This window comes from Kitasatospora sp. NPDC008050 (genome assembly GCF_042957465.1).
Lineage (GTDB): Bacteria > Actinomycetota > Actinomycetes > Streptomycetales > Streptomycetaceae > Kitasatospora.
The window spans coordinates 128,563-149,784 of the sequence record NZ_JBIBIJ010000019.1 but is presented as its reverse complement, the minus strand read 5'-3'; the positions used below and the strand labels follow the sequence as shown (position 1 = coordinate 149,784).

Annotated in this window: 15 protein-coding genes and 1 tRNA gene; 7 read left to right on the top strand and 9 right to left on the bottom strand. The window is 71.4% G+C overall.

Annotated features, from left to right (window positions below; translation table 11 throughout):
* Positions 1-115 precede the first annotated feature (115 nt).
* Positions 116-343 (top strand): hypothetical protein, encoded by a 228-nt coding sequence (locus tag ACFZB9_RS30090; protein WP_391452384.1) that lies wholly within the window; start codon positions 116-118, stop codon positions 341-343.
* A gap of 43 nt (positions 344-386) precedes the next feature.
* Here ACFZB9_RS30090 and ACFZB9_RS30085 read toward each other — a convergent pair whose 3' ends face one another.
* Complete coding sequence (locus ACFZB9_RS30085) at positions 387-1,334, bottom strand: GlxA family transcriptional regulator (protein ID WP_391452382.1); 948 nt, start codon at positions 1,332-1,334, stop codon at positions 387-389.
* Between the two features lie 121 nt (positions 1,335-1,455).
* Between ACFZB9_RS30085 and ACFZB9_RS30080 the strand changes: the two genes are divergently transcribed.
* Positions 1,456-1,872 carry a DUF1348 family protein gene (locus ACFZB9_RS30080; protein WP_391452380.1) on the top strand — a complete coding sequence of 139 codons (417 nt, stop codon included), beginning with the start codon at positions 1,456-1,458 and terminating at the stop codon, positions 1,870-1,872.
* Positions 1,873-1,912: 40 nt separating this feature from the next.
* On the opposite strand, the gene ACFZB9_RS30075 is transcribed toward ACFZB9_RS30080, so the two are convergent.
* From ACFZB9_RS30075 to ACFZB9_RS30065, 3 genes are all read right to left on the bottom strand, one after another.
* Positions 1,913-3,133: a styrene monooxygenase/indole monooxygenase family protein gene (locus ACFZB9_RS30075; protein ID WP_391452378.1), complete on the bottom strand. Its 1,221-nt coding sequence runs from the start codon at positions 3,131-3,133 to the stop codon at positions 1,913-1,915.
* Positions 3,134-3,872: 739 nt separating this feature from the next.
* Complete coding sequence (locus tag ACFZB9_RS30070; RefSeq protein ID WP_391452377.1) at positions 3,873-5,567, bottom strand: DUF2079 domain-containing protein; 1,695 nt, start codon at positions 5,565-5,567, stop codon at positions 3,873-3,875.
* Complete coding sequence (locus ACFZB9_RS30065) at positions 5,567-6,877, bottom strand: glycosyltransferase 87 family protein (protein WP_391452375.1); 1,311 nt, start codon at positions 6,875-6,877, stop codon at positions 5,567-5,569. The genes ACFZB9_RS30070 and ACFZB9_RS30065 overlap by 1 nt, the downstream gene beginning before the upstream one ends.
* A gap of 482 nt (positions 6,878-7,359) precedes the next feature.
* Here ACFZB9_RS30065 and hrpA point away from each other — a divergent pair, with 482 nt between their 5' ends.
* Together hrpA and ACFZB9_RS30055 are read left to right on the top strand one after the other, a co-directional pair.
* Entirely contained in the window at positions 7,360-11,328 is a 3,969-nt protein-coding gene (gene hrpA / locus ACFZB9_RS30060) for an ATP-dependent RNA helicase HrpA (protein WP_391452373.1), read from the top strand.
* A gap of 149 nt (positions 11,329-11,477) precedes the next feature.
* Positions 11,478-11,554: transfer RNA gene (locus tag ACFZB9_RS30055), tRNA-Asp, on the top strand.
* Between the two features lie 527 nt (positions 11,555-12,081).
* On the opposite strand, the gene bldC is transcribed toward ACFZB9_RS30055, so the two are convergent.
* Positions 12,082-12,288 (bottom strand): developmental transcriptional regulator BldC, encoded by a 207-nt coding sequence (bldC, locus tag ACFZB9_RS30050; protein WP_014137253.1) that lies wholly within the window; start codon positions 12,286-12,288, stop codon positions 12,082-12,084.
* Positions 12,289-12,925: 637 nt separating this feature from the next.
* Positions 12,926-13,828, bottom strand: a complete 903-nt coding sequence (locus ACFZB9_RS30045; protein ID WP_391452371.1) for a hypothetical protein — start codon at positions 13,826-13,828, stop codon at positions 12,926-12,928.
* A 252-nt stretch (positions 13,829-14,080) separates the two neighbouring features.
* On the opposite strand from ACFZB9_RS30045, the gene ACFZB9_RS30040 reads away from it, so the two are divergent.
* Together ACFZB9_RS30040 and ACFZB9_RS30035 are read left to right on the top strand one after the other, a co-directional pair.
* Positions 14,081-15,274 carry a Glu/Leu/Phe/Val dehydrogenase dimerization domain-containing protein gene (locus tag ACFZB9_RS30040; RefSeq protein WP_391452369.1) on the top strand — a complete coding sequence of 398 codons (1,194 nt, stop codon included), beginning with the start codon at positions 14,081-14,083 and terminating at the stop codon, positions 15,272-15,274.
* Positions 15,275-15,676: 402 nt separating this feature from the next.
* Positions 15,677-15,931 (top strand): DUF3073 domain-containing protein, encoded by a 255-nt coding sequence (locus tag ACFZB9_RS30035; protein WP_327068206.1) that lies wholly within the window; start codon positions 15,677-15,679, stop codon positions 15,929-15,931.
* A gap of 153 nt (positions 15,932-16,084) precedes the next feature.
* Here ACFZB9_RS30035 and purM read toward each other — a convergent pair whose 3' ends face one another.
* From purM to ACFZB9_RS30020, 3 genes are all read right to left on the bottom strand, one after another.
* Positions 16,085-17,158 (bottom strand): phosphoribosylformylglycinamidine cyclo-ligase, encoded by a 1,074-nt coding sequence (gene purM, locus ACFZB9_RS30030; RefSeq protein WP_391452367.1) that lies wholly within the window; start codon positions 17,156-17,158, stop codon positions 16,085-16,087.
* 69 nt (positions 17,159-17,227) lie between these two features.
* Positions 17,228-18,808 (bottom strand): amidophosphoribosyltransferase, encoded by a 1,581-nt coding sequence (purF, locus tag ACFZB9_RS30025; RefSeq protein ID WP_391452366.1) that lies wholly within the window; start codon positions 18,806-18,808, stop codon positions 17,228-17,230.
* A gap of 161 nt (positions 18,809-18,969) precedes the next feature.
* On the bottom strand, positions 18,970-19,800 hold the full coding sequence (locus tag ACFZB9_RS30020; protein ID WP_391452364.1) for a diacylglycerol kinase: 831 nt from the start codon (positions 19,798-19,800) through the stop codon (positions 18,970-18,972).
* Positions 19,801-19,926: 126 nt separating this feature from the next.
* Between ACFZB9_RS30020 and ACFZB9_RS30015 the strand changes: the two genes are divergently transcribed.
* Positions 19,927-21,210: an adenylosuccinate synthase gene (locus tag ACFZB9_RS30015; protein WP_391452363.1), complete on the top strand. Its 1,284-nt coding sequence runs from the start codon at positions 19,927-19,929 to the stop codon at positions 21,208-21,210.
* The last annotated feature ends 12 nt before the right edge of the window (positions 21,211-21,222 follow it).

The following is a 21,222-nucleotide window of genomic DNA, read 5'->3' as shown; positions in this document are numbered from 1 at the left end:
GCCCGGCTCGCCAGGCACCGTCCGCGGCTCGCCGACGGAAATCCAAGATTCAAAAAGCCGGAAAAATTCTCCCCGGGCGTCCCCGAAACCTCGGCTGGGGCGCATACTGGCACAGATGTCGAATTCATCCGCGCCACGGCGCCACCTGCCTACCAGCCCCTTCCGGGCCGCGACCCCGCCGCCGGCCAAGCGGTTCGCCGCCGGCGACCGGGTGTCCCACGACCAGTACGGCCTCGGCCGGGCCATCAGCGTTGAGGGCGAGGGCACGACCGCGGTGGTCGTCGACTTCGGCTCACGGCAGGTCCGGATCGTCGCCCCGTTCACCAAGCTCTTCCTGCTGTAAGCGCCCTGCTCCCCTTGCCGTGGGCGCCCGCTCCGGCGCGCCCTCACCCGGTGGTGCGGAACCGCGCCGCGTAGGTCGAGGGCGGCACGCCGAGATGGCGCAGGAAGACCCGCCGCAGGGTTTCGTCGCTGCCCAGACCTGAGCGCTGGGCCGCGCCGGTCACCGACTCGCCGGCCTCCAGCAGGCCACGGGCGGCCTCCAGGCGTACCTGCTCGACGTACCGCGAGGGCGTGGTGTCGAGCTGCGCCCGGAACAGGCGCGCCAGCTGGCGGGCGCTCAGACCCACCCGCGCGCCGAGGGCGGTGGCCGAGTGGTCGGCGGCCGGGTCCGCGGCGACCGTGTCGAGGGCGGCGCGCAGCGCGTCGTGGCGGGGCCGCGGGGTGCGGGCCGGCACCGAGAACTGCGACTGGCCGCCGGCGCGCTGCATGAAGACCACCAGGTCACGGGCGACTTCCCGGGCGGCCTGCGGGCCCAGGTCGTCCTCCACCAGGGCGAGCGCGAGGTCGAGCCCGGCACTGACCCCGGCCGAGGTCAGCAGATGGCCGTCCCGCACGTAGATCGAGTCCGGCTCGACGGTGACCCGCGGGTAGCGCCGGCCGAGAGCGGCCGCGTGCCGCCAGTGCGTGGTGGCCCGGCGACCGTCCAGCAGCCCGGCCTCGGCCAGCACGAAGGCCCCGGTGCACACCGAGGCGACCCGGCTCGCCCTGGCCGCCAGCGCGGCGGCCGCGGCCACCAGGTCCTCGGGGAGGGACCCGTCCGGCAGGGCGGGTGATCCGGGCACCACGACGGTGTCCGCGTGGATGGCGAAGGCGTCGGCCGCCACCGACAGGACGGTCCCGGTCGAGGCGGTGACGGCGGCCCCGCCCGGCGAGCAGAGCACCACCTGGTAGGCCCCGGCCGTGCCGAACACCTCCAGCGGCGCGGCCAGGTCCAGCAGCCGTACCCCGTCGAAGGCGAGCACGGCGACCCGCGGCGCGCGCACAGTGGTCATGCCCCGAGCATACGGCGCGGGGACGGCAGGATCTGTGGGTGAGCCGTCCGTCCGGACATGGCCGCGGGATGCCCGCTGCTGCGAGCGTCGGTGGGGACAGCGGAACCACCGAAGGAGTGCCATGACCCAGCGACCGCCCGTTCCCCCCTTCACCGAGGCCACCGCCCTGCTCAAGGTCCAGGCCGCCGAGGACGCCTGGAACAGCCGTGACCCCGAACGGGTCGCGCTCGCCTACACGCAGGACTCCGAGTGGCGCAACCGCGACGTCTTCCTGCGCGGACGGCCGGAGATCGTCGCCTTCCTGCGCGCCAAGTGGGAGCGCGAGTTGGACTACCGCCTGCGCAAGGAGCTGTGGGCGTACACCGGCAACCGGATCTCGGTGCGCTTCGAGTACGAGTGGCACGACGCGTCCGAGCAGTGGTGGCGCAGCTACGGCAACGAGCAGTGGGAGTTCGACGAGAACGGCCTGATGCGCCGCCGCTACGCGAGCATCAACGACCTGGCGATCAGCGCCGGCGACCGGCGGCTCGGCCGGTAGCGCCGCACCCCGGGGAGCGGACGCCCGTCGGGCACCACGCTCAGAGCGAGGCCAGGTACGCCTGGGTCAGCTCGGGGGTGGCGAGCCAACTCGGGTAGTCGCTCGGCTCGGCGTAGGTGTTGGCCAACCGCCGGGCCACCTGCGGGTGTTCGGCGGCCGCGCCGAACACCCGTTGCAGGTGCTCCGGCATGGCGAGCATCGAGGCGGTGAACTCCACGCTGTGGCGCGCCTCTTCACGCCAGTGCAGGTCGAAGGTCCGCCGCATCCAGCCCGGGGTGAACGCCGCCTCGCCGTGCTCGGTGATCGCCCGCAGGTAGCGCGCGGCCGCCCGCGCCGCGTTGTTGGCGCCCTGGCCGGTGATCGGGTCGTTCAGCACCACGGTGTCGCCGATGCCGAACACGTGGCAGCCGTGGTCGAGTTCGGCCACCGGGTGCCGCACGGTCGGGGTCACCGCGCCGTAGAGGTTGCCGAGCGCGTCGGTGGGCTCGGCCTCGGCCCACAGCTCGTACTCCCAGGGCAGGTACTCGCGCAACAGGCCCCGCATCCGGTCGAGTTGCTCCACCGGTCCGGGCCGGTCCGCAAAGCAGTCCAGCGGCCCGCCCGGCACGGCCTCCCAGAGCAGGATCGAGCAGGGGCCGGAGAGAGTCAGGGCCGGCTGCAGGTAGAGCTCGCCGGCCTGCGGGATCGCGTTCATCCGCGCCCGCGGCTCGGCGGCCGGGTCGGGTGCGCCGACCCCGTGCGCGTAGAGGCAGCAGAGCGTGCGCAGCGGCTGCGGGGCCGAGCGCCCGGCGTCCCGGGCGAAGAGCTCGGCGAGCTCGCCCCGGCCGGTCGCCACCACCGTCAACTCGTGGGTCTCGGCGAGCTGTTGCAGCCCGGCGCGGTCCACCGCGCGGTACTCGGTGCGACCGCCGCGCTCGGCGAACAGCTCCAGCCAGCCGGCCATCTTCAGTCGCTGGTCGACCGACTGCGCCGGCTCGTCCAGGGTCATGGTGTACGCCAGCGCCCGGACGCCGGGCGGGGCGGCGAGGGTGGCATCGACCGAGTACACCGCCGGGGCCCGGTCCGCCCAGAGGTCCAGGCCGGCCGCCCGCTCGATCCGCAGCGCGGGCCCGAACATCGCCTGGGTGGACAGCACCCGCCCGCCGCGCAGCTGCTGCGGAGTGCGCGCGGCGACCAGGGTGACCCGGTATCCGGCGGCCAGCAGGCCCAGCGCGAGGTGCAGCCCGGCCTGGCCCGCTCCGACCACGGCGATCCGACGCATGGGGCCTCCCGAAGAGGGGGTGGGAACGGGGGGAGCGCAAGGCCCTGATGGTACGTCAGGCCGGGCCGGATCGACCCGCCCCGTGCTCGACCGGTAGAAAGGGGGTGGCCGCCGCGAGCGGTGGCCACCCGCAGTGGTGCCCACCCGATTGAGGCTCGGGTGGGCACCGCTGTCAGATCGACGCGACCGTCAGGTGCGCGAAGATCACATGCAGGTACGCGAGGACCAGTGGCTGCAGAACAGCGACTCGACGTACGACTCGGACTCCTCGGTCAGGCCCTGGACGTCGTCCCGGGCGCCGGGGTCGTCGAGACGGCTTTTCTTAAACTCCAGGACGGCCGGAAACGCATGAACCGATGGCCGGGCCCGCGCCGTCGGCCGGCGGCCGTCCCCCCCACCGACCTGAGGGAACGCGATGCCCTGCGTGGACGAACTGCCGCCCCACCGGCGCCCCCGCCCGGCCAGGGGCGAAATCCGGCCAACCTGACTGATCTTCGATTGGGCGCCCGATCGAGCCGGTGACCGGGGTGACCCTGGCGCGGCGCGGCCTCCAGCAGGCCGGTCCCCAGCCGGGCACTGACGCCCAGGTCAAGGCGGTGCAGCGGATATCGGCCACGCCGCCGGCCGCTCGCTGCGCGGCCTGGCGGCGATCGTCGCGGCGGGGTACGTACCGGCGGCGGCACCGGCCTGGGTGCCGCGGGCAGCGGCCTGACGGGCCTGACGGGCCCTGCGACAGGTCCTAGCCCTGGAACAGGTTGTGGCCCACGTCCGGCGGCACCACGTCCTGGATCGGCTTGCTGCCCGGACCGGGCAGCGCCGCGCCGGGGATCGGCGCGTTGCCGACCCGGTGCAGCAGCACCACGCCGTCCTCCCCCCAGATCTGCTGGTACCCGTTGGCCAGCAGCAGCTCGACCCGCGCGGCCTGCTCCTGGGAGGTGGCGAACGGGAAGGCCCGCTCGTCGGGGCGGATCAGCACGTAGTCCATGCCGCGCGGCGTCTGGTCCACCAGCACCACGTGGGTGCGGGCGGTCAGCCGCGGCACCACCTGGTTGTCGGCCTCCACCGTGGCGCCGTCCGGGATCAGCTTGCTGGCCCGCAGCATCGCGGCCTCGGTCGGCTTGGCCTTCCAGTAGCCGGGCTCCGCCAGGTAGTACAGCCCGAGCGGCACGGCGAGCGCGACGGTGATCGCGGCGGTGGCGACGCCGAGCCGCTGCGCGAGCTTGCGGTGGCGCTCCTCGGTGTAGAGCCGGCCGAGGGTCTCGATCGAGGCGGTCAGCAGGATCGGCCAGATGAAGGAGTCGTAGTGCCGGGCGATCGACCAGTGGTTGGGGTTGGTCGACAGGATCCGCTCGGCGAGCAGCGGCACGGCCGCCAGCACGGTCAGCGAGCGCAGCGGGAGCAGCAGCAGGGTGCCGAAGAGCCAGAGCAGCAGCAGCGGCTTGAGCGTCTCGTTGAACGAGCCCTGGACCAGCAGCCAGGGGGCGGTCAGCACGTGGGAGACCGCGCCGCCGACGTTGGGGCCCAGCTCCTGGTAGTTCCAGTAGTAGCCGCGCTCGCCGCCCATCGCGGGGATCAGCCACTGGATCGCGACCGCCGAGGCCACGGGGCCCGCCACCAGCAGCCCGGCCCCCAGCCGCAGGCCACGCCGGTCGGCGACGCGCCGGCTGCGCAGGATCAGCACCAGCCCGTAGGCGCCGACCATCAGCCCGAGGTCTTCCTTGGTGCAGCAGATCAGCAGTGCGGCGAGGGCGGCCGTGCCGTACCGGCGCGCCATCGAGCGCTCCAGCATCAGCAGGGTCAGCGGCACCGCGAAGGCCACCTCGTGGAAGCCGACCCGGGAGGCGACCAGCAGCGGCCAGCCCAGTCCGTAGGCGAGCGCGGCCAGGTCCTTGGCGCGCAGCCGGGCCTTCGGCTCGGCGGCAGCGAAGGCTATCGCGGTGATCCGCCGGATCAGCGGCACCCCGGCGGCGAAGAGCAGGGCCTGACCGAGCAGCAGCGAGCGCGGGTCGTCCCAGATCCAGTACAGCGGCGCGAGCAGGGCCAGCACCGGCGAGAAGTGGTCGCCCAGGATCGAGAAGCCGGGCGGGAACTCGTGGTGCACGCTCTTGACCGTGGACAGCGGCAGCCCGAAGTGGGCGTAGCCGCGCACCCCCTGGTCGAAGATCCCGAGGTCGAAGCCGCCGAGCTGGACGGAGGTCCACTGCTGCAGGCCGATCGCGAAGCAGGCGGCGAAGCAGATCAGGCTCAGCAGCACCGTGCGGCCGCGCTCGGAGGAGACCTGGGCGAGCACGGGTCCCAGCGCCCGCGGCCGGGTGCGCTGGCCCGGGACCGCGGCCGCCGTCCGCAGGTCGGTGCTGTCGGTCCGGCTGTCGGACTGGTTGTCGGACTGGTTGTCGGTCAGGTTGTCGGTCGGGCTGTCGGTCGGGGAGGTCATCAGATCTGCCTTGTCAGGGAGGCGTCCTGCGCGCTCAGGTCGGCCGGCTCGGACTCACTGCGGATGCGGCGGGCCAGGGTCGGTCGGTGGATCCGCAGCAGTCGACGGCCCATCACGGCCAGCACCACGACCCCGGTCACCGGATAGACCGACGAGGGTAGCTGCCAGTACCAGGGGACGCCCAGCCCGCCTGCTTGCGGCACCAGCCACATCGCGTAGGAGAGGAAGACCAGCGCCGTCCCGGCCAGCACCAGCCGCCAGCGCAGCCGGCGCATCCCGCGCGGCAGACGCAGCTCCTGCGCGACCTCCGCACCGAGCAGGACCAGCAGCGGCACGCACCAGATCCAGTGGTGGGTCCAGCTGATCGGCGACAGCAGCAGCGCGGTGATCGCCGTGCAGACCACGCCCCAGGCCTCGGCCCGCCGGATCTCCCGGGTGGCGCGGGCGGCCAGCACCGCGACGGTCAGGCCCAGCACCAGGCACAGGCCGCCGGCGAGGGTGGCGATCAGGCCCGGATCGTGCTTGCCGAGCAGCCGGGCCACCGCCCCGCGCATCGACTGGTCGTCGACCAGCTCGGTGACGCCGACCCGGCTGGAGTCCCAGACGTACTTGGTCCAGAAGCCCCACGAGGCGCCCGGCAGCGCGACCACGCCGAGCAGCGCGGTGGCCAGGAAGGTGGCGCCGGCCACCATCGCGGCCCGCACCCGGCCGGTGAGCAGCAGGTAGACCGCGAAGAGGCCCGGCGTCAGCTTGATGCCCGCGGCGATGCCGATCGCGATGCCCTTGCCGCGGTGCTGGTCGGGGCGGGTCAGGTCGTACAGCACCAGGCAGGCGATGCCCAGGTTGACCTGGCCGTACTGGATCGTGGTGAAGACGGGCTCCAGCCAGACCCCGAAGCCGGCCACCAGCACCGTCGCGGCCGGGCGGAACCGCCGGCGCGGCCAGCCGGCCAGGGTGAAGGAGTACCAGCCGAGCAGCCCGAGCAGCCCGATGTTGAGCAGGGTCACCAGCGCGCGCAGCGCGGAGATGTCGAACCAGGTGCTCGGCACGAAGAGCATCGCCGCGAACGGCGGGTAGGTGGCGGCCAGGTCCCAGACCGGCACCCGCATCGTGTAGAGGTCGTGCCCGCTGACGACGGCCTGGCCCTCGGCCCGGTAGACGATCATGTCCACCATCGAGAAGGCCTGGAAGTGCCGCAGGATCGCGAAGACACCCAGCGAGATCAGGGCCGCGACGGCCGCCATGCCGGTGGAACCGAACAGGGCCGAGCGCGGCCGGGCGGGCTGCTCCGGCTCTCCGCGGTCACCCACGAGACGCCACAGGGTCCGGGGTCACTGATCGCTGCCGCGTGGTCGTGGACATCCTTCTGCTACTGCCTCTCATGCGTGGAGCCTGGGTGCGGACGATCGACCCGGCGTGTTCCGGGTACCGGTCTCGATACGCTCATCGCACCGCTGTCCAGCGCCTGTGACCGCGCTCACACGAACCGTCACAGGGATGTCACACCCGGTTGATGGTATCGCCACCCGAACGTCTGCCCAGGCTGCTGACGGAAACCCAACAGCCCCACCGGACCGGCCGCCGCCGGCCCGCCGCGACGGCCACCACCGCCCCGGCACGGCCCGCCCGCCGCGTCCAGCAGTCCCACAGCATCGACCCGGCGGATGAGAAATTCCTTGTCGCTACCCAGGTGTGACACTTAAGACCGACCGGCCGCCGCCCCACTGCGGCCGGCCCAAGAAACGAGATGCGGTCCGCAGCCGCTCCTTGCGACCCTAGAGGGATGCCCGCGATGAGTTCCCCCGCTGTCCAGCCGGCCGACGCGCCCACCATCGGCGAGCTGGCCACCCGGCTGCCCGAGCTGATGCTGCGCGACCAGCAGCGGATCGGCCGCCGCCTGGACGGCGCCCGCCGGGTCCGGGCGCCCGAGGCCCGCCAGAAGATCGCCGCCGAGCTGGCCGCCGACATCGCCAAGGCCGAGCTGCGCCTGGAGCAGCGCCGTGCCGCGGTGCCGGCGATCGGCTACCCGGCGGAGCTGCCCGTCAGCCAGAAGAAGGACGACATCCTCGCCGCCATCCGCGACCACCAGGTGGTGATCGTGGCGGGTGAGACCGGCTCCGGCAAGACCACCCAGATCCCCAAGATCTGCCTGGAGCTGGGCCGCGGCGTCAAGGGCCTGATCGGCCACACCCAGCCCCGCCGGATCGCCGCCCGCACGGTGGCCGACCGGGTGGCGGAGGAGCTGCACACCACGCTCGGCGAGGCGGTCGGCTGGAAGGTCCGGTTCACCGACCAGGTCGGCCAGGACACCCTGGTCAAGCTGATGACCGACGGCATCCTGCTGGCCGAGATCCAGACCGACCGCGAACTGCACCAGTACGACACCCTGATCATCGACGAGGCGCACGAACGCAGCCTCAACATCGACTTCATCCTCGGCTACCTCAAGCAGCTGCTGCCCCGCCGGCCCGACCTCAAGGTCGTGATCACCTCGGCGACCATCGACCCGGAGCGCTTCGCCCGCCACTTCGGCGACGCCCCGATCGTGGAGGTCTCGGGCCGCACCTACCCGGTGGAGGTCCGCTACCGCCCGCTGGTCGAGGACGGCGAGGCGCTGGACGAGGACGACGCCGAGGTCGACCGCGACCGCGACCAGATCCAGGCGATCTGCGAGGCCGCCCAGGAGCTGCAGGCCGAGGGGCCGGGCGACATCCTGGTCTTCCTCTCCGGCGAGCGCGAGATCCGGGACACCGCGGACGCGCTGAACAAGCTGAACCTGAAGTTCACCGAGGTGCTGCCGCTCTACGCCCGGCTCTCCTCCGCCGAGCAGCACCGGGTCTTCCAGCGCTCCAACTCGCGCCGGATCGTGCTGGCCACCAACGTGGCCGAGACCTCGCTGACCGTCCCCGGCATCAAGTACGTGATCGACCCCGGCACCGCCCGGATCTCCCGCTACAGCCACCGCACCAAGGTGCAGCGGCTGCCGATCGAGGCGGTCAGCCAGGCCAGCGCCAACCAGCGCAAGGGCCGCTGCGGCCGGACCAGCGACGGCATCTGCATCCGGCTCTACTCGGAGGAGGACTTCCTCGCCCGCCCCGAGTTCACCGACGCCGAGATCCTGCGCACCAACCTGGCCTCCGTCATCCTGCAGATGACCGCGGCCGGCCTCGGCGACATCTCCGCCTTCCCGTTCCTCGACCCGCCGGACTCGCGCAACATCAAGGACGGCGTCAGCCTGCTCCAGGAGCTGGGCGCGCTCGACCCGCAGGAGAAGGACCCGCGCAAGCGCCTGACCCAGCTGGGCCGCAAGCTGGCCCAGCTGCCGGTGGACCCGCGGCTGGCCCGGATGGTGCTGGAGGCGGACAAGAACGGCTGCGTGCGCGACGTCATGGTGATCGCCGCCGCGCTCTCCATCCAGGACCCGCGCGAACGGCCCACCGAGAAGCGCCAGGTGGCCGACGAGCGGCACCGCCGGTTCACCTCCGAGACCTCCGACTTCCTCTCCTATCTGGCGATGTGGCGCTACGTCAGGGAGCAGCAGAAGGAGCTCTCCTCCTCGGCCTTCCGCCGGATGTGCAAGTCGGAGTTCCTCAACTACCTGCGGATACGGGAGTGGCAGGACATCTACACCCAGCTGCGCACCGTGGCCAAGCAGTTGGGTGTCACCATCGACGAGCCTCATCCCGATGCCGAGCCGGACGCCGACCGGATCCACCAGTCGCTGCTGGCCGGCCTGCTCTCCCATCTGGGCCTGTACGACGTGGAGAAGCGCGAGTACGGCGGTGCCCGCGGCGCCCGGTTCGCGGTCTTCCCGGGTTCGGGCCTGTTCAAGAAGCCGCCGCGCTGGGTGATGTCCGCCGAACTGGTGGAGACCTCCCGGCTCTGGGCCCGGATCAACGCCAAGATCGAACCCGAGTGGGTCGAGCCGCTGGCCGCCCACCTGATCAAGCGCACCTACAGCGAGCCGCACTGGGAGAAGAAGGCCGGCGCGGTGATGGCCTTCGAGCGGGTCACCCTCTACGGCATGCCGATCGTCGCCCAGCGCAAGGTGAACTACGGCCGGATCGACGCCGAGCTCTGCCGCGAGCTGTTCATCCGCAACGCCCTGGTCGAGGGCGACTGGGAGACCCACCACCACTTCTTCGCCGCCAACCGCAAGCTGCTCTCCGAGGTCGAGGAGCTGGAGACCCGCGCCCGCCGGCGCAACATCCTGGTCGACGACCAGACCCTCTTCGACTTCTACGACGCGCGGCTGCCGGAGACCATCGTCTCCACCCGGCACTTCGACGCCTGGTGGAAGAAGACCCGGCACGAGACGCCCGACCTGCTCAACTTCGAGAAGTCGATGCTGATCAACGATGCCGCCGACGGCATCACCGAGGCCGACTACCCGGACCACTGGCAGCAGGGCAAGCTCCGCTTCAACCTGACCTACCAGTTCGAACCGGGCAGCGACGCGGACGGCGTGACCGTGCACATCCCGCTGCCGGTGCTCAACCAGGTCTCCTCCGAGGGCTTCGACTGGCAGATCCCGGGCCTGCGCGGCGAGCTGGTCACCGCCTGGATCCGCTCGCTGCCCAAGGCGATCCGGCGCAACTTCGTGCCCGCGCCGGACTACGCCAAGGCCGCGATGCGCGAGCTGACCAACCGCCAGGAGCCCCTGCTGCCCACCCTGGAGCGGATCCTGCACCGGATGGGCGGCCAGCCGATCCCGCCCGAGGCCTGGGACGACGAGCGGATCCCGGACCACCTGAAGGTGACCTTCCGGGTGGTGGACGGCAAGCGCAAGCTCGCCGAGTCCAAGGACCTGGAGGAGCTGCGCCTGAAGCTCACGCCCAAGCTCAAGGAGACCCTCTCCTCGGCCGCCTCCGGCCAGGGCATCGAGCGCACCGGCCTGACCGCCTGGCCGGCCGATCTGCCGCTGCTCCAGCGCACCTTCGAGCAGCGCTCCCGCGGCCACTCGCTGCGCGCCTACCCGGCCCTGACCGACCAGGGCGACAGCGTGGCGATCAAGCTCTACGACACCCCGCAGGCGCAGCAGCAGGCCATGTGGGCGGGCACCCGCCGACTGCTGCTGCTGACCGTCAACTCCCCCGCCAAGGGGATCCAGGCCCGGCTGGGCAACCAGGCGAAGCTGGCGCTCTCCTACAACCCGCACGGCTCGATCCCGGCGCTCTTCGAGGACATCACCGCCTGCGCCGCCGACCGGCTGATGGCGCTGAACGGCGCCCCTGCCTGGGAGGAGGAGGCGTTCGCCAAGCTGTACGACAAGGTCCGGGCCGACCTGTACGAGCTGGCGGCGGACACCACCCTGAAGACCGCCTCGGCCCTGGTCGCCTTCCACCGGGCCCAGGTCCGGCTGAAGGCGGTCAGCAGCCCGGTGCTGCTCTCCGCGGTGAACGACATCAAGCTGCACCTGGCCTCGCTGGTCCACCCGGGCTTCGTGACCGACACCGGCTGGCAGCGCCTGGGCGACGTCAAGCGCTACCTGGTCGCGGTCGACCGGCGCCTGGAGGCCCTGCCCAACCACCCGCAGCGTGACCTGCAGCACCTGCTCAAGGTGCAGGAGGTGCAGCGGGCCTACGGCGAACTGCTGGCGGCGGTGCCCGCCGGGCAGCAGCCGTCCGCGGAGATCCGGCAGATCCGCTGGATGATCGAGGAGCTGCGGGTCAGCTTCTTCGCCCAGTCGCTGGGTACTCCCTCCCCGGTGTCGGAGAAGCGGATCCTCAAGGCGATGGACGCGGCCGCGGCCACCCTCTGAGCCGATCGGCGACCCGCCCCAGGTCGCGCCGGATGCCTCGTCCGCAGCCGGTTCGACCTGGGGGCCCAGGATGCAGTACGATCTGTCTTGTTGCCGCCACGAGCGGCGGAAAACACTGAGGCTCAGCGATGAAACTCAGTTACATGCCTGGCCCTGTGGAGCAGTTGGTTAGCTCGCCACCCTGTCAAGGTGGAGGTCGCGGGTTCAAGTCCCGTCAGGGTCGCCATCCATGAGAGGCCCGGAACCGTCAGGTTCCGGGCCTCTCGGCGTTCCTGCGCAGGTCGAGCGGCCCACGTCGGCGCCGCTCACCCCGCGCGCCGATGCCGCCGAGCAGCACCGCGCCCACCGGGACGCCTCGACGGAGCGTCAGGTGCGCATTATCGACGCCTTGGTCCAGGCCACAAGAGTCACTCCTGTGACGGTCGTCACTTATCTTTTCTTGAACCTGGCCAGGTCGAACCCCCCCTGGGGATACCCTGATTTAATATGTAAAATTGTACTGGCTCACACCGGACTCCCAGCATTCCCCCCCGTTCCGCCCCGTGGATTTCGCCCCACCTCAGACGTCACAATAGTTATCCGACAATCATCCATTCCTTGGTCAATCAACAGCCATGAAATGGTTGACGCTCATGTCGGTCAAGACGAAGAAAAGGGACCGCCTCCCGGACCCGGCGGAGTCCTGGAGACGATCCCTTTCTACTTCTACGAAGCATTCCCGGCGGCGGTACGGCAGCCGCCCCGGGAGGCCCGTCAGGCTTCGGTGCGCTGCGCCGGAATCCCGGCCAGCAGAGCCCGCACCTCCGCCTCCCGATAGCGGCGGTGGCCGCCGAGTGTGCGGATGGATGTGAGCTTGCCTGCCTTGGCCCATCGCGTCACCGTCTTGGGATCCACGCGGAACATGGTGGCGACCTCTGCCGGCGTCAGCAGGGGCTCAGCATCTGGGGTACGAGCGGTCATGAGCGGCCTCCTCGGAGAACCGAACCAGGGCGGTTCTATCCTTCAAATTCTGCACCTTGGCCCGCGATGCCCGAAATGGCACAGACGGACCGAGTCGGTTATAGGACGAACGGCTTGTCCTGGTGTCTACAACTACACCATCCGTCCAGCCCTATCGACCAAACCGCCAAAATTGGCCCCTCACGGGTTCAAGAGCGACGGAAGGCGATGGACCACCCCATAGCGGACAGTCATCATATCGTGACAACCGGTAATGGAGAGGCCAGACCCATCGATTCCCCCCAAAGGGCACACCGACCCCAGATCCACCCAAAAGTGGGCAAGGTTGAGGAGAGTTGGGCTGGTTGTCCCATTTTTACCTTTCCCTGCTACTTCGCGTCAACAGTGAGTAGTGTCACGTTCGAGGGGTATTGACCCGAACCGGGACCTTGGTCCCGGGCATGCCGAACACGCTGCTCACACCGCCCGTTGGTGGCACCCCCGTTGATCCCCCGTCACATCCCCCGCTGTGTCATCCCCTGCTGTGCCGTCCCCGTTACGTCGTCCCCGTTACGTTGTCCCCGTCGCGGCGTTCCCGTCGCGCCGTCCCCGTTGATACCCAGTCAGGGCACAGGAAAGCCCCCCGGCCTCCCCGCGCTCAGTTCGCCTGCCGCAGCGCCAGCACCTCGCGCCAGCGTTCGACCACCGCCTCGTAGGCCCGGGCCGCCCCCTGAGTGTCCCCCGCCCGCAGCGCGGCCAGTCCTTCGGCCACCTCGCCGGCCGACCGGTCCGCGGCCAGCCGCTCGGGCCCGAGGACGTGGACCAGTCCCCCGTAGTCCAGTTCCACCAGCGAGCGCGGATGGAACTCCTCCAGCCAGCGCCCCACCTCCTCCGCCCCGAGCGCCAGCGGTGTCCCCTTCACCTGCTCGCGCAGCACCCGGTAGCCGCGCGCCACCCGCCGCCGGGCCTGCGCCATCGAGGTCAGGTAGAAGAGCGCGGCCGGCTTCGCCGTGCTGTCCGTCCTCTCCTCTCCCAGCGGGTCGGCCGGGCGGTACTGCCGCTCCTCCGCCCCGAACGGCAGGAACCAGCGCACCGGCACCTCCCAGCGGCTGGTCAGGATCCAGGGCCTGGCGTCCGGGTGGGCGGCCCGCCAGCGGCCCTGGGCCGCCTGCGCCTGCTCCCGGACCGCCGTCGGCAGCACCGTGTCCAGCAGCGCCACCGGCAGCGAGTCGCGCAGTTCGTCCAACGCCTGCCAACTGCGCAGCCTGGTCGCCCACGGGCAGACATAGGTGACCGAGTCGACCACCCGCACGAAGGCCCGCTCGCTCTCCCGCTCCGGCAGCGCGCGCGGGGTCCGGGCGAGCAGCTCGGCGAGCGCCCCCCGCTGTGCCTCCAGCGCCGCCTGGGCCACCGGCTCGGCGGCCGACGCCGCGTCAGGTCCCCGTTCGGCCACGTAGGCCTGCCAGCGGGCCCGCTCGGGTTCTGGGTAGGCCGCCAACGGCTCGTACACCCGCAGGTGGGCGGCGTAGGGCGGCAACACGGAGGTGTGCACAGCGGTCACGTCCTGCATCGTCGCACGCCCCACCGACGCACCGGGAGGGATCCGCCCGAAGCGGCTGGAGCACTGCGAGGAGTGCGGCCGTCGTTGCCCACGATCCGGCCGCCGTCGCCCGCGGTCCGGCCGCCGTCGCCCACGATCCGGCCGTCGTTCACGATCCGGACAAGGGGGCAGCCCTGGCCGGTACCGCGCACTACGCTTCGCCGTAGATGCCCGCACCACAGCAGCGGGCCCGCAGATACTGGAGTCACCACAGTGACCGACGTACGCACCGAGTCCGCGACGCACCCCGCACCAGGCGTGCTGAGCCGGATCTTCCGTACTGAGCAGGACGGCGCCCCGGGCGACGGGCACGAGCAGGTCGTGCTCTGCCACGACCGGACCTCCGGCCTCAAGGCGATCATCGCCATTCACTCGACCGCGCTGGGCCCCGCCCTCGGCGGCACCCGCTTCCACCAGTACGCCACCGAGGAGGAGGCCCTGGAGGACGCGCTGCGCCTGTCGCGCGGCATGAGCTACAAGAACGCGCTCGCCGGGCTCGACCTCGGCGGCGGCAAGGCCGTGATCATCGGCGACCCGCGGGCCAAGACCGAGGGCGGCGACAAGTCCGAGGCCCTGCTGCGCGCCTACGGCCGCTTCGTGCAGTCGCTGGCCGGCCGCTACGTCACGGCCTGCGACGTGGGCACCTACGTCCAGGACATGGACGTGGTCGCGCGCGAGAGCGACTACGTCACCGGCCGCTCCCCCGAGCAGGGCGGCGCGGGCGACTCCTCGATCCTCACCGCCTTCGGCGTCTTCCAGGGCATGCGGGCCTCGGCCCAGGCCCGGTGGGGCCAGCCGACCCTGCGCGGCAAGCGGGTCGGTGTCGCGGGCGTCGGCAAGGTCGGCCACTACCTGGTCGGCCACCTGGTGGCGGACGGCGCCACCGTGGTGATCACCGACGTCTCCGAGGCCGCCGTGAACCGGGTGCGGGCCGCCCACCCGGACGTCGAGGTGGTCGCCGACACCCAGGCCCTGCTCGGCGCCGCGCTGGACGTGTACGCCCCGTGTGCGCTGGGCGGCGCGCTGGACGACGAGACGGTCGCCCGGCTGACCGCGGCCGGCACCTCGGTGGTCTGCGGCGCGGCCAACAACCAGCTGGCCCACCCGGGCGTGGAGAAGGACCTGGCCGACCGCGGCATCCTCTACGCCCCCGACTACCTGGTGAACTCCGGCGGCGTGATCCAGGTGGCCGACGAGTACGAGGCCACCAAGGCGCACCAGGGCTACAGCTTCGAGCGGGCCAAGACCAAGGCCACCCGGATCTTCGACACCACCCTGGAGATCTTCACCCTGGCCACCTCCGACGGCGTGCCGCCGGCCGTGGCCGCCGACCGGCTGGCCGAGCGCCGGATGCGTGAGATAAGCGCGCTGCGCAGCGTCCTGCTCCCCGGCGCCCGCAAGGGCTGATCGTCCGCGACCGGTGACCGGCGGACCGCCACCGGTCACCGGTCGGTGGCGGATTGATCCGGATGGGCGACCTCCGGATCACAATGTGGAACCGGAATCCCGGTTGTCCCCCGATCGGGCGCCCCACGCGCCACGGTCGGGGGATAATCGGTCGCGGAACGACGGTCCCGGACACCTCCGGGCACCCTGCGAATGCCTGGAAATCCCCGCCCGACCAGGTGAGACCTGGTCCTGGGGGGCAACTGTGCGCGCCACGTCACACCGGCGACGTACCGTCCGAGGGCGGAAACAGGTACCGTTGATGCTCCAAGGGACGGCTCTCCCACTTCGGGCAAGCCGCTCCTGATCATGAACACGTGTCAGACTCGGGGCCGTGAGCCCCATCGTTGAGGGGGTCGACCCATGGGGCGCGGCCGGGCCAAGGCCAAGCAGACGAAGGTCGCCCGCGAGCTGAAGTACAACAGCGGCGGCTTCGACGCTAACCGTCTGTCCAGCGAGCTGGGCGTTTCACCCGTTCCATCGATCAACCCTGAGCCGGTGGTCGAGGACGAGGACGACGATCCCTACGCGGCGTACGCGAACTACTACGCGGACGACGACGAGGATGACGACGAGGAGGCGGGCGCCTCGCACCAGCAGGCCCGCCGCCGAGCGTAGCTCACGCCCTGACCCGGCCCAGCGCGAGACCGCGCCGGGCCGGTTTTCGGCGTTCCCGGGCCTTTCGGGCAGCCCTTCAGGGCACAACACGCCCGCGCAAGGACCGCGGCCCCCTGCTCCCGGTCGGGAGCAGGGGGCCGCGGTGTGCCGGTCTCAGTTCGCGTACTCCCCGTAGAGCGCCGCACCGGCCTCGTGCTCGCCGTCGCGGTCCACGATGTCGCCCAGCAGCCAGGCCTCCACGTCGCGGTCCTCAAGGATCGCGAGCACCACGTCGACCGACTCCGGCGGGACCACCGCGACCATGCCGATGCCCATGTTGAGGGTCTTCTCGATCTCCAGGGTCTGCATCCGGCCGACCGAGGCGACGGTCCGGAAGACCGGCAGCGGGCTCCAGGTGCCGCGGTCCAGGCGGGCGTGCAGGTGGTCCGGGATCACCCGGGCCAGGTTGGCCGCCAGGCCACCGCCGGTGACGTGCGAGAAGGCGTGGATCTCGGTGGCCCGGGTGAGCGCCAGGCAGTCCAGCGAGTAGATCCGGGTCGGCTCCAGCAGCTCCTCGCCCAGCGTGCGGCCGAACTCGGCCACCTCGCGGTCCAGCTTCCAGCCGGCCTCGTTCAGCAGCACGTGGCGCACCAGCGAGTAGCCGTTGGAGTGCAGCCCGGAGGCGGCCATCGCGATCACCACGTCGCCGGCCCGCACCCGCTCGGCGCCCAGCAGCGCGTCCGCCTCGACCACGCCGGTGCCGGCGCCCGCGACGTCGTACTCGTCCGGGCCGAGCAGGCCCGGGTGCTCGGCGGTCTCGCCGCCGACCAGCGCGCAGCCGGCCAGCACACAGCCCTCGGCGATGCCCTTGACGATCTGGGCGACCCGCTCGGGGTGGACCTTGCCGACGCAGATGTAGTCGGTCATGAAGAGCGGCTCGGCGCCGCAGACCACCAGGTCGTCGACGACCATGCCGACCAGGTCGTGGCCGATGGTGTCGTGCTTGTCCATCGCGGCGGCCAGCGCGACCTTGGTGCCCACCCCGTCGGTGGCCGAGGCCAGCAGCGGGCGCTCGTAGCGCTTCAGGGCGGAGATGTCGAAGAGTCCGGCGAAACCGCCGAGGCCGCCGACCACCTCGGGCCGGCTGGTCTTCTTCACCCACTGCTTCATGAGCTCGACCGCGCGGTCGCCCGCCTCGATGTCGACTCCTGCGGCGGCGTAGGTGGCGCCACTGTCTGTGCTGGTCACTGCGGCCCTTTCGGGTCTGTGGGGGTTGCCAACAGCAGCGGGGCCCCGGTCGGGGCCCCGCCTGAGGTATTACGGGCGGCGCAGCGCGTCGGCCGCGCCGTGACCGCCGAGCAGCGACTGGACGCCGTCCAGGTCGGAGCTGGTCGGCTTGCCGCGGACCGGCGGTTGCTGCTTGCTACCGGCGATCTCCGCTTCGAGCAGGAGCTTGCCGAGCAGCGCCGGGTCCGGCAGCTCCATCGGGTACTCGCCGTCGAAGCAGGCCCGGCAGAGCCGGTCCTTGGGCTGCTTGGTGGCCTCGATCATGCCGTCGAGCGAGATGTAGGCGAGCGAGTCGGCGCCGAGCGTCTTGCCGATCTCCTCGACCGTCATGCCGTTGGCGATCAGCTCCGCGCGGGTGGCGAAGTCGATGCCGAAGAAGCAGGGCCACTTCACCGGCGGCGAGGAGATCCGGATGTGCACCTCGGCGGCGCCCGCCTCACGCAGCATCCGCACCAGCGCGCGCTGGGTGTTGCCGCGCACGATCGAGTCGTCCACGACCACCAGGCGCTTGCCGGCGATGACCTCGCGCAGCGGGTTGAGCTTGAGCCGGATGCCGAGCTGCCGGATCGTCTGGCTGGGCTGGATGAAGGTGCGCCCGACGTAGGCGTTCTTCACCAGGCCGGAGCCGTACGGGATCCCGCTGGCCTCGGCGTAGCCGATCGCGGCGGGGGTGCCCGACTCGGGAGTGGCTATCACCATGTCGGCCTCGGCCGGCGCCTCGACCGCGAGCCGGCGGCCCATCTCCACCCGCGACAGGTGCACGTTGCGCCCGGCGATGGTGGTGTCGGGACGAGCCAGGTAGACGTACTCGAAGACGCAGCCCTTGGGCTTGGCCTCGGCGAAGCGCGAGGAGCGCATGCCGTTCTCGTCGACGGCGATGAGCTCGCCCGGCTCCACCTCACGGATGAAGCTGGCGCCGCAGATGTCGAGCGCCGCCGTCTCGGAGGCGACCACCCAGCCGCGCTCCAGGCGGCCGAGCACCAGCGGGCGGATGCCCTGCGGGTCGCGGGCCGCGTAGAGGGTGTGCTCGTCCATGAAGACCAGCGAGAAGGCGCCCTTGACCTTCGGCAGGATCTGCCGGGCGGTCTCCTCGATGGACAGGTCGGGGTTACCGGCCAGCAGCGCGGTCACCAGATCGGTGTCGTTGGTCGCCGCGGTCCGGCCCGAGCGCGAGACGTGCTCGGCACCGGGCAGGTCGGCGACCATCGCCGCGAGTTCGGCGGTGTTGACCAGGTTTCCGTTGTGGCCGAGGGCCAGCGAACCGTGAGCGGTCGCCCGGAAGGTCGGCTGGGCGTTCTCCCAGACCGAGGACCCGGTGGTCGAGTAGCGGGCATGTCCGACGGCGATATGCCCGTGCAGGGATCCCAGCGAGGCCTCGTCGAAGACCTGGGAGACAAGTCCCATGTCCTTGAAGACGAGAATCTGGGAGCCGTTGCTCACCGCGATACCGGCGGATTCCTGTCCGCGGTGCTGCAGGGCGTAAAGGCCGAAGTACGTGAGCTTTGCGACCTCCTCGCCGGGAGCCCAGACACCGAAGACGCCGCAAGCGTCCTGGGGGCCTTTCTCACCGGGAAGAAGGTCGTGGTTGAGTCTTCCGTCACCACGTGGCACGCCTTCGAGTCTAGGGCAGTTGACGCCGAGTTCCGAAGCCCGGGCAGGGGCCTGGACTGGCGATTTGACCGGCGACGCGCGTAGATCAAACCCCTTACCATGACGCTCGGGCAGGTGGCACAGGAGACCCGGCCAGGTGGCGTGACCCTCGTCACGCTCGGTCACGCAGGCAGCAGCAGGCCCCAGGCGTCCGGCTTGGCCAGCCAGGTGCGGGCGGGCACCGGGCCGGCCGGGCAGCCGTCGGCCTCGTAACCGAAGGTGCGCCCGGCGACCGTGACGCTGGCCGCCCGCACCCGCAGCAGCGCGCTGCCGGGCCCCGAGGGCCGCACCAGCACCTCGGCCAGCGCCGAGCCCGCCGGCAGTCGCAGCGCGACCAGCCGCAGCGGCCGCCCCGCGCCGGTCAGTGCCCGGCCGTCCGCCTCGACCCGCAGCTGGGCGGACTGGGGATCCACCTGCTCGGCCGCAATCAATTTCGCCCAGAGCGAACGCCACCCGCCCGAATGGCTCTGCTGCCGGCCAGGGATCCGCACCTCCCCCAGCACCACCCCGTCGCCGTCGTCCAGCAGCAGGCCCAGCTGCCTGGGCACCCCGGCGAGCACCGCGCGGGCCGCCGCCACCGGCTCCAGCGGCACCCCGAGCGAGCGGGCCAGCAGCACCGCCCGGCCGTTGCCGACCGGGACCAGGCCGACCGGCCCGGCGCCCAACTCGCGCTGCTGGTGCAGGGCCTGTACCACGCGCTGGAGCGCGAGGTCGGCGCCGATCACCACCGGACGGCGCCTGCCCCGGTGCGCGAGCACCCGGTCCAGCTCGCCGGCGCTCTCGGGCACCACCACCTTGACGTCCGCGCCCCCGGCCAGGACGTCCCGGGCGATCCGCACCGCCTCCCCGTCGGCCTCCTTGGCGGCTGGGTCCAGCAGCACCAGCAGCGGGGCGCCGCCGGGCGGCCCGGCGGCGTCGGAGGGTCGGGGGGCGGGCGTGGACAGGGACGACACGACCGGTCCTTCCTCAGGTAATCTCTCGGTGCAAGAGCCCCTTGCGCTATTGCGCCAGGGGCTTCGTCTATCTCGGGGCAGACTGCGGCCTACGCAGGATGCCCCAACCGGAAGGGGTGTACGCCTGTGCCGGCACTCGTGCTCGTTGGTGCCCAGTGGGGAGACGAGGGCAAGGGGAAGGCCACGGACCTCCTCGGCGGCTCCGTCGACTACGTCGTCCGCTACCAGGGCGGCAACAACGCCGGTCACACGGTGGTCATCGGCGACCAGAAGTACGCGCTGCACCTGCTGCCTTCCGGCATCCTCAGCCCCAACGTCACGCCGGTGATCGGCAACGGCGTGGTGATCGACCCGGGCGTGCTGCTGTCCGAGCTGGCGGGGCTGAACGAGCGGGGCATCGACACCTCCAAGCTGCTGATCTCGGGCAACGCCCACCTGATCACGCCCTACCACCGCACCTTGGACAAGGTCGTCGAGCGCTTCCTCGGCAAGCGCAAGATCGGCACCACCGGGCGCGGCATCGGCCCGGCCTACGCCGACAAGATCAACCGGATCGGCATCCGGGTGCAGGACCTCTTCGACGAGTCGATCCTGCGCCAGAAGGTCGAAGCGGCGCTGCACGACAAGAACCAGATCCTGGTCAAGCTCTACAACCGCCGTGCGATGCCCGCCGACCTGGTGGTCGAGGAGTACCTGGGCTACGCCGAGAAGATCCGCCCGTTCCTGGCGGACACCACGCTGGTGCTCGACGAGGCGCTGAAGGCCGACAAGGTGGTGCTGCTGGAGGGCGGCCAGGGCACCCTGCTGGACGTGGACCACGGCACGTACCCCTTCGTGACCTCGTCCAACCCGACCTCCGGCGGTGCCTGCACCGGCGCGGGCATCGGCCCCACCAAGATCGACCGGGTGATCGGCATCCTCAAGGCCTACACCACCCGGGTCGGCTCGGGCCCGTTCCCGACCGAGCTGCTGGACGCGGACGGCGAGGCGCTGCGCCGGATCGGCGGCGAGCGCGGCGTGACCACCGGGCGCGACCGGCGCTGCGGCTGGTTCGACGCGGTGATCGCGCGCTACGCGACCCGGGTCAACGGCCTGACCGACTTCTTCCTCACCAAGCTGGACGTGCTGACCGGCTGGGAGCAGATCCCGGTCTGCGTGGCGTACGAGATCGACGGCCGGCGGGTCGAGGAGCTGCCGTACAACCAGTCGGACTTCCACCACGCCAAGCCGATCTACGAGACCCTCCCCGGCTGGACCGAGGACATCAGCAAGGCGCAGACCTTCGCCGACCTGCCGAAGAACGCGCAGGCGTACGTGAAGGCGCTGGAGGAGATGTCGGGCGCCCAGATCTCCGCCATCGGCGTCGGCCCCGGCCGGACCGAGACGATCCAGATCAACTCGTTCATCTGATCGCCCGACCTG